Genomic DNA, 12,830 nt, shown 5'->3' on the forward strand with positions numbered 1-12,830 from the left:
TTTTTTTCTATGATGAATATTGGACTAAATTTATTCCTCTTTAGAAATATTAAAAATAGCACTATACATATTTCTTCTAATATTTGGATTTTTCTTTTCTAAATTTTTAATTAATTCTTTTGTTTCAACTCTTTTTGAATCTAGTTTTACCGAAGAAAATTTGCAATCAATATTTATAATAGGAAGTTTTGCCTTTCTCGCATATTTAATTATTGTATCTTCTTCCACAAATGATAGTGGCCTAATTATTTCATAACCATATTGTTCAGATCTATATATTGGTTTCATTTGATTCATATTTCCTTGATAAAACATATTCATAAAAAATGTTTCTATTATATCATCCAGATGATGTCCAAGTGCGAGTTTATTAGCACCTAATTCTTTCATCATTGTATATAATACTCCACGCCTAATTCTTGAACATAAAAAACATGGATTTTTTACTTTCTTATCCTCAAATACAATTTTATCAATAGTTGTTGATTTTACAATTAACTTAAGACCAATTTCTGAAATATATTTTTTTATTTTTTCAACTTCTAAGCTTATCTTTTCAGTTTTACTTATGAATATAGGTATAATTTCAAAATCAAATCCTGCTATTAGCTTAACTCTTATAAGAGTATTTAACATTACTAAACTGTCTTTCCCACCTGATATACCTACTACTATTTTATCACCTGGATTTATCATATTATATCTATGCATAGCTTTGCCAGCTTTATTCCATAATGTTTTATTAAATCCTTTTATCTCAATTTCTTTTAATATTTCTCTTTTCTCCATTTTTTCTCCTTGATTATTCACTTGTGTATCCCATTACATATTTTAAATTAACATTTCTAAGAGAATTAAATATACTTTTTTTTATATTTGGATTAGTTTTTTCTAATCCTTTTAATAATGTCTTAATTTCTAATCTTTTTGAATCTTCTCTTACTGTGTATAATTTACAACTAGAAGCCATAACTTTTATTTCATTTTTATTTATAAAATTTATTATTTCTTCCTCTTTTACATATGCCAAAGGCCTTATTATTTCAAAATTTCCAGAGGTTGATTCTACTTTTGGCAACATAGTTTTTATTGAGCCTGCATAAAACATATTTATCAATGCTGTTTCAATAATATCATCAAAATGATGCCCAAGAGCAAGTTTATTACAACCTAATTCTTCTGCCTTTTTATAAAGAATACCTCTTCTCATCTTTCCACATAAAGAACAAGGATTTTTCTCTTTTCTTTCGTCAAATATAACTTTCCAGATATTCGTTTCATATTGTTTATAATCAATATCTAAAGTTTTTATATAGTTTTTTACATTTAATAAATCTTCTTCTTTATAACCAGGGTCCAAAGTTATTCCAACAAAATCAAAATCTAAAGAACGATCTTTTTTCAATTCTTTAAATAAATTTATTAATATAAGACTATCTTTCCCTCCAGAAATTCCAACTGCTATTTTATCTCCAGGCTCAATCATATTAAATTCTTTAATAGCCTTTATAAAGTTTTTCCATATTTTTTTATTTGTTTTTCTCATATGTCCTCCAAGTAATGCAATTTTCTAATGTTTTTAGAATATAAATATTTTCCTAAATTTTTGGCTTTTGAAAAATTTCGCTTTGAAAAATCGAATATTTCAAAAAACGATGTATCTTATTTTTTGAATAAATTTATATAACCAAATACTCTTTCATCATCTCTTCAATTTTAACCAAATCTAATGCCTCAATTTCCACTATTTCCCCATTGCATTTCATAGAAATTGGTGTTTTCCCTTTTACCTTTGAATACCTAGAAAATAAACTTTCAGCAAATAATTTTTCATCATCTGAAAATTCTCCAAATCCCAAAATTACAGGACCAGGTATCCCATTGTCTAAAATATAAAGGCTAGCTTCATCTTTATATTCCTCTATTTTTAAATTTTCTTCCTCTTTTCTACCTACAAATATATATTTTCCTTTATCTAATCTAAAAAATCTTCCTATTTTACATAAATAAAACAGAAAATCATTATCAAATTGTTCATCATCTTTTAATATTCTAATTCTTCTCCCATAGTTAGGTTCTGTTAGTAAACACCCTCCACCAGGCATTTCATATTCTACAATTCCTAATTCATCAGCAAGTTCTAATTGTCTTTTTCTTCCTCTCCCTTGGATATCCATAAGTTTGTTTCTATCTATCCATCCATTTTTTTCTGGAATAGTTTCATCAATCGCTTTTGCGCATAATGGTCTTACTACATATCCTGCCATTCCTGACAAATTTTCTACTCTATTTAATGCAGATCTATTTTGAGACATAGGTCTTTGACCCAAAACTTCTCCTGTTATTATAAAGTTAGCCCCATATTTATCTAATAATTCTGAAGCTGTTTTTAACATAAGAGCATGACAATCTATACATGGGTTCATATTTTTACCATATCCGCTTGGTGGATTTTTAACTATCTCTTTATGAATATCTTTAAAATCAATATATTCAAGCTGAACTCCTAATTGTTTTGCCATAGCATCTGCTTTCGGATTTTTACCTCCAAAAAAATGAGATACAAAATTTAAAGCTATTACCTCTATCCCTTGATTTGTTACAAGTTTAACTGCTAATGTGCTATCTAATCCTCCTGAAAAAAGTGCTAATGCTTTCAATTGTTTTTCCTCCTTAAGTTCTAATCGTAATTTTTTAATTCTAGTTTTTCAAAATCTTTTAATGCTCTTTCCAAATTTCTTCATTTATTCAACTATTTCTTTAACTCTTCCGACATCTCCACTCGTTAATCTTACTTTTATTCCATGAGGATGTGTCGCCGATTTAGTTAAAATATCTTGAACTTTTCCATCTGTTAAAATTCCACTCCTTTGATCTTTTTTCAAGACTATTTTCACCATAATTCCTTTTTTTATGGTGACTCTTTTAGTTCCATCCATAACATTTCCCTCCAATTTTATCTCTTACAATTCTTTATCTATTTTATCATCTTTCAGCTTTATTTTCAAGAAGAGTTTATGATAAAAAAATAAGCTACGCTTCATATGGTAAAATATAAATGTTTTTCTAAATTTTTGGCTTCTAAAAAATTTCTCTTTTGCCTCATTTTTATCTCCAAAATTTAATCAAGATTGGGTTTGAGTTATCACAATTAGTGACAAATCAAACCCAATCTGATTTTATTTCTTTTTATTTCTTTCTTTTTTTGCTATCTATAATACTCTTTTTACTTTTGTTACTATTCTTTCTATTTTTATTAATTATTTTTTTCTTTTTATTTGTTTTATCTCTGCTATTTTTATTTTCTTTGACATTTTTTCCATTCCTATCTTCAAAGAAATTTTTAGTATTAACATTAATTCTTTTATTATATTTAAGCTTTGGCAAACTATTTTCAGCTTTTACATCTGGAATATGCTCTAATTCCATTTTAGGGATTTCCATTTTTATATCTCTTTCAATGATTTTTAACAATTCCTTATCTTTTGGTGTAACAAAAAGATAAGTTTTTCCATTTTTACCAGCTCTTCCAGTCCTTCCTATTCTATGAATATATCCTTCTCCATTTTCAGGAATATCATAATTATATACATGAGTGACACCTGTTATATCAATACCTCTCGAAGCTACATCTGTTGCCACCAAATATTGTATTTCTGCATTTTTAAAAGATTTCATTATTTTTTCACGTTTTGATTGAGGTATATCACTATGTAATTTTTGACAATTATATCCTCTTTTATAAAGTTCATCTTCTAATTTGTCTACTCTTAATTTTGTTCTACAGAAAATTATAGCCAAAAAAGGATTTTCCTTATTTAACATTTGACAAAGAGCATCTTGCTTTCTTCTATCTGTTGTTTCTATTAAATATTGATCAATATTTTTGAGTAGAACTTCTCTTTTTTCAATCATTACAATTTGAGGTTCTTTTGTAATTTTATATGCAAGTTTTTTTACTTGTGAACTTATAGTTGCAGAAAAACAAAGAGTTTGTCTTTCTTTTGCTGAAGCATTAACTATAAATTCAATTTCATTTTTGAATCCCATATGAAGTATTAGATCCGCTTCATCTATTATAAGAGTATTAATTTTACTCAAATTAACAGTTTTTCTCTTTAAATGATCTATTAATCTTCCTGGAGTTGCTATAATTAAATCTACACTTTTATTTAATTTATTCATCTGCACATTTATATCTCTTCCACCATAAGCAGCAAGAATATTAAATTTATTATTTACATTAAGTTTTTCAGCTTCTTGTGTAATCTGAATTGCAAGTTCTCTTGTTGGTGTAACAATCAACGTTTGTATATTTTGGCTATTTTCATTCATTTTATCAAATATCGGAAGTAAAAATGCTAAAGTTTTTCCTGTCCCTGTCTCTGCCTCTGCTATTATATCCATCCCATCATGGATAAGTGTTATCGTTTCTTCTTGAATTGGAGTTGGTTTTTTTATACCATTAGAAATAAGTATATCTACAAGTGTGTCGCTAACCCCAAGTTCTTTAAATTTATTCATTATCTCTCCTTTTTTTAGTCCTACCGTATTTATTCTTAGGAATGGATTAAAAATAACATTCCCCTTTTTAAAATACGTACTAGTAAATTTTCTTTCATTATACCATATTTAGTACAAATAAAATATCTTTTTTCATATTTTAGGGAATAGATAAATATTCAAAGATATATTATGATATTTTAAAACTTGTAGCTAGATAATTCCAAAAATACTGGGATTAAAATTCTTATAAAGAAAGCGTAATTTATTTTCTGAATAAATTTTTACTTCACTATTAAAGAACAAAATAAGCTACGCTTCATCTCATAAAGTAATCTGTACCCTTTGTCAAGTACATTTTAAAAAAAAGTAGTTAAGCTGATTTATTTTCTAAAAGATGATTTCTATATTTTATAGGAGTCATCTTTTTTAATCCCCACTGACATCTATAATTATTATAATAATCCATATAATCATCAATCTCATTAATTAATTCTTCAAATGTATTACATTCTTTAATATTTGCTTCATCTTTAAAGTGGCCAAAAAATGATTCTTGAGGAGCATTGTCCCAGCAATTACCTCTTCTTGACATTGACTGATCTAAGCCACTATTTTTAACTAATTTTTGAAATGTTGGGCTTGTATAATGGACTCCTTGATCAGAATGTATTAATGCATCCTTATGAATTTTAAAGCTTTTGTTTTCCATAAGAGTTCTTATTGTTTCTGTTGCAATTTCTAACTTAATATTTTTAGATAATACATATGCAGGTATTTCTCCTGTTGAACTATCCTTAATAGTTGATAAATACGCACGTTGACCATTACCATATGATAGGTATGTTATATCTGTTAATAATATTTTCCCTGGTATTTCTTGTTTAAATTCCCTATTCAATTTATTTGGAATAGTTGTATGCTCTTTTGTAGCCTTTGCTATTCTCTTATAAGGATTTGCCTTTCTAATCGTACATACAATACTATATTTTTTCATAATTCTTCTGATTTTTTTCAGATTAAAAATTGTAGCAAATTCATTTTCTAAAGTCATTTTTATCTGTCTAGCTCCCTTTTGCCTACCTTTGAATTCATATGCTTTTATGATTAAATCTCTTGCTTTTTCATCTTCTAATTCTTGATTGCTTTTATTTGTTTTGGAAGTTTCAGACAAATAGTTATAATAACTTGTTCTAGAAATTTCTGCAACTTCACATAAATATTTTATAATATTTTTTACACCACTTGTTTCTATTACATCTTTGATTATAACAAACTTTTCTGATGGCGATAATTCAATTAATTTACCGTTCACCTCTCTTTCTCGCACGTCTAGCTTTTTTAGCAAATCAATCTCCGCTTGAAGATAATCATTTTTTACTTGAAGCCTTTCATATTTCTCTTCTAAAGATAGCTCTCTTTCTAAAGGTCGTCCAGAGTTCTCTTTTCTTCTATCATCTAACCCTAATACTCCTTGCTCTTTATAGGCACGTCTCCATCTTGCTGCTGCTGATCGAATCCTTTTCATCCCTAATACTTGTACGTCAAATCCATATTTTTCAAATATTGCTCTAGGTAAAATTTTATCTTGACTTTCTGCAATAAAAATTCTTCTGAATTCTGATGTATATGTGATTGCCTTAGAACTTATAGTTTTGACATATTTATTTTTTGATAAAATTTCAATCTCTTTTTTTGTGAATATTTTGTTGCTCATGAAATCCTCCAATCTATTAAATTAACATTATAGATATTATATAAAAATACCATATCTGATGCAACTTTTTTTTAAATGTCCATCTTATAGGGTACAGTATAAAGTGTAAATATTTTTCTAAATTTTGGGATTCTGAAAAATTTCGCCTTGAAAAATCACATATTTCAAAAAAATGACGTAGCTTATTTAATAGGTAATTTATACTTTCCTATTAAATAAAGAATAGTGCATATTTTGCTTTTTATCTCCATTCTATTATTATTCTTAATTTTTATCTACTTTCTTGACCATCTATGTATTTCATAGCTCTATCAAATATACTATCCTTTCCATTATTATATTTATCAATAATTTTTATATCTGGCTCAATTCCATTATCATTGCTATTTCCAGCTTTATCTGTTATCAAAGTCCCGCTTGACAATCCCACTAATGATGAATCTGGAAGAGAATATATTTCAGACGGTGAACCACCACCGCCTGTTTTTTCTCCAATAACTATCCCCAAATTGTTATTTTTTACAATATTAACCATATAATTTGAGGCACTAAAACTCAATCTATTAGTAAGAAGAATTAACTTAACTTTATATCTTTTTTTACTATTATTTTTAATATCTATAGGTTTTCCCATATTATAAAGTTCATATTTATCTCCTGCAAAATAATTGATAATATGAAATACATTTGATAACAATCCACCACCATTCCATCTCATATCCAAAATAACATATTTTTTTCCATTTAGTTTATTTAATTCCTTATCAATTTTAATAGGTGGATCAATCCAATTGGGAATATAAATATATGCTGTCTTATTGTCAATCTCTTTTAATATAAATTCATCAAATTTTTTATCTGGTTTCGTTTTATAAAAGTTCATTATTTCTTCATATGCCTTTGCACTATTTTCTGTTCTATTTGTCCCATTAATAACAAAATTTGATTTTCCAAAATTAATAAATCGTGTATGCCCATCATCCATATTTGTTAAAATAGTATTAAATATATCATAAAATTCAGCATTACTTTTCGTATTAATAAGTTTTGACATATTATCATTCCTCATTTTGTCAAAATCTATATTTTTATCTTTCGATACTGTATACCTTTTTTTACACAAATTTATAAAATATAAAAACACCTTTCTTTTCATCTCTTTATCCATTTTCTCTCTAGATAATTTATTAATTTTATAATTTTCTGCCCAACTTTTTATAAAATATTCTCCATCATAATTAGTTATTTGCAAATTACCGTTAAACAAAAAATAAGATATCATATATATTGGAAAATAAATTTTACTATTTTTTTTAATATATCCAGCATCAAAATCGTTTAAATTTAAACTTTCTTTTTCAAATATTTTTTCAGATGCTCTAACTACTTTAAATTCTGCTTTTACATCTTTTTTATATTGTTTTAAAACTTCTCCGCTACTTATTCCTTCTGCAACTGTAATTTCATCTCTTTTATTATAAAAATTTTTAATAGTTAATCCATTTTTATCAAATAGCGTGGCTTTATTTTCATTAATATCAAATTCCAATTTAAAATTTCCATCTTTTTTAGATATCTTTATAAAATCTTTTTCTGCCTTGTAATTTAGATCCCCAAAAAATTCACTCAACATATCTTTTAATGCTCCCATTTCGATATAGTCAATTCCATCTTCGGTTATGACTTCATAAGTTTTTTCAACAGGTTTATTTTGGCTATAATGTTCAAGTTTAAATTTTCTATAATTTGGCATTAATGGAATAACCTTTATCATTTTCCCTCTACTTTTCTTTCCACTTTTTAAAATTAATCTTACTTTATACATTACATAACTATTTTCTTTCTGTTTTATACTTGCTCTGTTTAATTTAGGACTTATTTCTGCTACTTTTTTATATCTCGAACCATCTAAAGAGTTTTTTAAAATTTCTATTTTTTCAACGTTTTTTTTATTTTGTAATTTCCAATTTAACTTTATTACTTGTGGAACATCTGTTTTAGCTGTTAAATTTTCAATATCATCTATTTTTAATTTGTCTTGCTTTTTCTCTACAACCTTTACATTAATTTTTGAAACATTTCCTTTTTTTACAACAATACTTTTTTGACATCCTATAAAAAGTAATGGTATAACTGCTACTATCATTAATCTTTTCATCTTTTTACATCCTCCCTGTTTAGTTTTAATTTTTTTAATAAACCACCTCGTCACAATTAGCGGGAAATTTAACCCAAATCACAATCAAAATTCTGCAACAATTTTCATATAATTTATATTATCATCTTTAATTGTAGTAAGAATATTAAATTTATACATTACCCCCTTATTTTCAAAATATATTGAAGGTAAATCAGCACTTACCACATCATTAACAACTTCATATTGATGCAATTCATCTAATTTATAATTTATAGTTTTCATCATTTCTGCATATTCGTTAATATCCATTTTTTTATTTGAATTAGTATCATAAAAATAGATTACTGCATAATTCATATCTTTTTTTGATGTTTTTATTGTTGCTACAGTTGTTTCATTTGGAATTATATTTTTATAATAAATTATATTTCTTAAATCGTTAAACAACTCTTTACTGTCTTTATATTCATAAATTGGTTTTTTTAATTCACTTATAGCAATCATTCCATTTTTTGCATTCATCTTTCTTGATAATCCTTTATCTTCCCAAACAATATTTACACTTGTTTTAATATAATCTCGTTTTGATTTTTTTAATTCAAATTCTTTTTGATCTTTTTCATTTCCAATTAGCCATATAAATCCTTCTCTCAAAGTATCTCCCCATTGCGACCAATTATGAGCATAATTATGTTGTACAAATTTAACTCCTTTTACTGTTTTATTCTTTTTTAATTCATTGTAAATCCATTTATTACTTTCTGAAAATATTTCCATTATTCCAGTTGATAAAAAAACTTTTAATGGAAATTTCTTTTTATCTATATCCAAAGCAAAAGCTTCTCCTGAAATATTTTCAAAATCACCATGATCTCCTTTAAAATATCCACATTCATTATATGCTCCTGATTGTGAAAGAAAATATCCAAACATATCAGCATGTTTATACGCTATATATGCAGATATATTGGCTCCTGCCGAAGCTCCAACAAGAATTCTATCTTCTTTTGATCTACCTACAGAATAATTTTGTTCTACATATGGAACAATTATATTTACAAATTCGTCTACATATTTTATATTGTCTTTTGAAGAATATTCTTTAGCTCTTTCTACAGCATCTATAAATACACCTACTATTGGTTCAATTTCTTTATTCTCAATCATATAGTCTAAAATATTTTTAACATCTCCATACTCCAAATACCCCGATCCATCTTGAAAATATGCCACTTTATATTTTTTGTTTTTTGAGTATTCTGGTGGTAGATAAACCACCATAGCCCTTTTTATCTCTTTTGATTTTACCTCTTCTGTTTTTCCATGTGCTATTTTTTTATTATATTTTCTCTCTATTTTAGGAGCCCTATTGTCCATTTTAAATATAGAGTTACTACCTCCCATTCCATTAGACTGCTTTTCCGTATTTAAAGGATCCATTATCCAACCAGAGTCATTTATAATAAATTTATATTCTACTCTAGCCTTAATATCTAATTTAATTTGTGCCAAAAATAAATTAGTCCCTTTTACTCTTTTGAAATTATATCCTGGTTCTCCCCAATCATTAATATCTCCAACTAATGTAACTTTATGAACATTTCCATAATATACAAATGTAATCTTATTACCCTCAATAATTGGAAATTTTGTTTTTTGAACTATATCTTTAAAATAAAATTTTATAAAATCTTTTCTATACTCTATTTTCTCCTTTAAAAGTCCTCTATAAAATTCATCAAATGAACTTATTTGTTTATTATATTCTTTATTACTTACATTTTGATTTTTTGATAACTTTACTTTTTTCACATTATTTGCAGTACATCCTGCCATTAAAGCTACAATAATAATTATGCTAAAAACTTTTTTCAAATTCATACTATTAAACCTCCCCATATATTTGAGTACTCTTTAATCAATCTTTTATTACAACTATTGAATTATCCGGCATAACAAAAAAATCTGATTTAGGATCAATACTTGTTTTTAAATCTTTCATTTCATAATCTAATCTAAATTTCCCCTTTTTTCCCTTTTTCTCATAGTCAATTTCCAATGCACTATAGCTTGAATCAAGTTCCCAATCTTTTGCTTTTTCTTTAAAAATTTGATTAATTCGCTTCATATATTTATTGATATTCTCTAAATCATTTTTATCTTTTATTCTTTTATATTCAGGTATTTCATATATTTTTAATTTATCTATTTTATTTACTACAACATCTCCAACTAAAAATATGACTTTTCCATCTTTAAATCTAAATTTTGTTGATAACTCTTTTTCAACATTATATGGATTTCCATAAGTTATGAAAAAAGAATTAGGCAATACCTGTTTTAAATATTTATTTAAAATATCATATAACTCATAACTGCTATTTGCTTTTTTCACTTTCTCTAAATATTCTTTATTTATATTTTTTAATTTAATTTTATTTTTTTCTCTCTCTGCTATTTTTTCTGAAATTAATTTTTTCAAATATATAAAATCAAATTCTTTTAATTTATCCGTTTGAGCTCTATAATTATCAGAAAATTGCTCATTATTTATTATTCTAAACAGTTTATCATTTTCCAAAAGATTACTTACTTTTGTATTATAAATTTTCATCTTTTTATTAAAAAAATAATCTCCAATAAAAATCATCGGTATATATTTCTTTCCCTCTCCTGATACTATTTTCAAATTATAATCCCCTAAATTCAGTACTTTTTTTTCTCTATTTTTTATAATAGATTTTTTTGTATCAATCTCAAATTCTACTATTCCATTATTTTCAAAATATATAATCCCATTATTTATATTATATTCTAAATTTACAAATTTTAATTTTAATATTTTATACAAATCCTTCAAAGAGATATAATCTATACTATTCATTCTTCTTATATTTAAATTTTTTATTACTTTATACCCATTTTTAACTTCTCTTATAAGCAATTTAGATATAATTATTAAATTTTCTCCTTTTTCTTTCGTTTTTATATCAGAGTCATAATTAATTGTTAGTTCGCTTGAAACGTCTTTATATTTTCCTTTTATTGTTATAGCTTTTTCTCCATTAAATAAAAAATATCCATCTTTTGAAATTTCAGCTTTCTTCCCATCGACAATTGAATATTGAATGTTTTTTATTGCACTATATTCCAAACCGTTATTATATTGTATCATTGGAACTATTTTAAAATACTCTCCAATTCCACTTAAAACTCCAATTTCTAATTTTAATTTTTTAATTTTTTTATCTTCATTTCCAAAGAAATAAATTAATTGTTTTTTTAGTCTTCTACCCCAACTTATAGGATCATGCTTTCCTTCTATATCTTCGTAAAAAACAATATCTTTTTCATATTTATATCCTTTATTCAGCAAAATATTCAAAGCATATCTCCCGCCACAGTAGAAATAATCAGCATTATTTTCTTTTAACCCTTCATCAAGCCAAATTTTCAAATCTTTTTTACTATTTTGTCTCAAGAAATTCAGATTATCAATAACACCATGATACGACATTGAGCCAACGTAATAAAATTTATCAGGATAAGCAAATGCCGTTCTAATTGACATCCCTGCTCCAGCAGAAGATCCAATAATAGCTCTATTATATTTATTTGAAATAGTCCTATATTTACTATCAATAAATGGAATTATCTTTTTTATTACAAATTCTATATCTGGAAATCTTTCACTCCCACCAGAAATTCCAACTGCAATTATTTTTTTTATCTTATTATCTGCTTCTAATTTATTTATTATTTTATCGCCATTCCATCCTTTATCATCAAAAATACTATCTCCATCATAAAAATAAGCAACAGGATATTTTTCATCAGAAACATCATATCCATCTGGTAAATAAATATATACTTTGTAATCTCTTATTTTTTCAACAAGTACATTTTTTTTCCTAATATATACACTTATTTTTTTCCCTTTACTTTTTTTATCATCTCTATTTACAAGAACTATCTTAAAATTATATTCCACAAGTGGAATTCCATTTTTATATTTATAACTATGAACTGTTTTTTTTAATGTATCAATTTTCCGATACCGCCTTTCACTATCAAGCTTTAAATAGATTTCAACTTCTTTTACTCTTTTAAAATTTGCAATTTTCCATGATAGATTTATCTCTTTTCCTGTTATCTTTGTAGATAAATTTTCAACATTTAACTTAAAATATCTTGATACTTTTTTTTTAGTTGTATTCGTACAACCAATTAAGGATATTAGAACTAATAATGATAACAATGCTTTTTTCATGTTTCCTCCCTTATTTATTTTTTGGTAGTGTCAAAAATAATTTCAACACAAAGACGCAAAGCACACAAAGAAAAAAATTATTTAAAACCACAGGTTGGATACTGATAAATAAAAATTGGCAGTTGTTATAAAATACGCAGTGATTTAAATATTTTATAACACAATATGAGAGAATTGCTTTTTAAATGTTCCTAAAAATT

At 25.5% G+C, this 12,830-nt stretch carries 9 protein-coding genes; all 9 read right to left on the reverse strand.

Annotated features, from left to right (window positions below; translation table 11 throughout):
* Positions 1–30 precede the first annotated feature (30 nt).
* The gene (locus tag RDY08_RS11130) at positions 31–789 is read right to left on the reverse strand and encodes a tRNA lysidine(34) synthetase (RefSeq protein ID WP_307905490.1); all 759 of its coding nucleotides are present in this window, start codon (positions 787–789) and stop codon (positions 31–33) included.
* A 13-nt stretch (positions 790–802) separates the two neighbouring features.
* Positions 803–1,546 carry a PP-loop family protein gene (locus RDY08_RS11135; protein ID WP_307905491.1) on the reverse strand — a complete coding sequence of 248 codons (744 nt, stop codon included), beginning with the start codon at positions 1,544–1,546 and terminating at the stop codon, positions 803–805.
* A 133-nt stretch (positions 1,547–1,679) separates the two neighbouring features.
* The gene (locus RDY08_RS11140) at positions 1,680–2,660 is read right to left on the reverse strand and encodes a 7-cyano-7-deazaguanine synthase (RefSeq protein WP_307905492.1); all 981 of its coding nucleotides are present in this window, start codon (positions 2,658–2,660) and stop codon (positions 1,680–1,682) included.
* Positions 2,661–2,744: 84 nt separating this feature from the next.
* Positions 2,745–2,939, reverse strand: a complete 195-nt coding sequence (locus tag RDY08_RS11145) for a YwbE family protein (RefSeq protein ID WP_307905493.1) — start codon at positions 2,937–2,939, stop codon at positions 2,745–2,747.
* Between the two features lie 250 nt (positions 2,940–3,189).
* Positions 3,190–4,524, reverse strand: coding sequence for a DEAD/DEAH box helicase (locus RDY08_RS11150; protein WP_307905494.1), 1,335 nt, complete (start codon positions 4,522–4,524; stop codon positions 3,190–3,192).
* A gap of 352 nt (positions 4,525–4,876) precedes the next feature.
* Entirely contained in the window at positions 4,877–6,220 is a 1,344-nt protein-coding gene (locus RDY08_RS11155) for an IS3 family transposase (RefSeq protein ID WP_307903683.1), read from the reverse strand.
* 271 nt (positions 6,221–6,491) lie between these two features.
* Positions 6,492–8,378 (reverse strand): S41 family peptidase, encoded by a 1,887-nt coding sequence (locus tag RDY08_RS11160; protein WP_307905495.1) that lies wholly within the window; start codon positions 8,376–8,378, stop codon positions 6,492–6,494.
* An 84-nt stretch (positions 8,379–8,462) separates the two neighbouring features.
* Entirely contained in the window at positions 8,463–10,241 is a 1,779-nt protein-coding gene (locus tag RDY08_RS11165; RefSeq protein ID WP_307905496.1) for an alpha/beta hydrolase-fold protein, read from the reverse strand.
* Between the two features lie 37 nt (positions 10,242–10,278).
* Positions 10,279–12,630: an alpha/beta hydrolase gene (locus RDY08_RS11170; protein ID WP_307905497.1), complete on the reverse strand. Its 2,352-nt coding sequence runs from the start codon at positions 12,628–12,630 to the stop codon at positions 10,279–10,281.
* Between the last annotated feature and the right edge of the window lie 200 nt (positions 12,631–12,830).

This window comes from Haliovirga abyssi, assembly GCF_030295325.1.
GTDB classification, from domain to species: domain Bacteria; phylum Fusobacteriota; class Fusobacteriia; order Fusobacteriales; family Haliovirgaceae; genus Haliovirga; species Haliovirga abyssi.

Bases quoted from the DNA above. Each gene is read 5' to 3' on its own strand.
- RDY08_RS11130 (WP_307905490.1), bottom strand. From the start codon at position 789: ATGGAGAAAAGAGAAATATTAAAAGAAATTGAGATAAAAGGATTTAAT.
- RDY08_RS11135 (WP_307905491.1), bottom strand. From the start codon at position 1,546: ATGAGAAAAACAAATAAAAAAATATGGAAAAACTTTATAAAGGCTATT.
- RDY08_RS11145 (WP_307905493.1), bottom strand. From the start codon at position 2,939: ATGGATGGAACTAAAAGAGTCACCATAAAAAAAGGAATTATGGTGAAA.
- RDY08_RS11150 (WP_307905494.1), bottom strand. From the start codon at position 4,524: ATGAATAAATTTAAAGAACTTGGGGTTAGCGACACACTTGTAGATATA.
- RDY08_RS11155 (WP_307903683.1), bottom strand. From the start codon at position 6,220: ATGAGCAACAAAATATTCACAAAAAAAGAGATTGAAATTTTATCAAAA.
- RDY08_RS11160 (WP_307905495.1), bottom strand. From the start codon at position 8,378: ATGAAAAGATTAATGATAGTAGCAGTTATACCATTACTTTTTATAGGA.
- RDY08_RS11165 (WP_307905496.1), bottom strand. From the start codon at position 10,241: ATGAATTTGAAAAAAGTTTTTAGCATAATTATTATTGTAGCTTTAATG.
- RDY08_RS11170 (WP_307905497.1), bottom strand. From the start codon at position 12,630: ATGAAAAAAGCATTGTTATCATTATTAGTTCTAATATCCTTAATTGGT.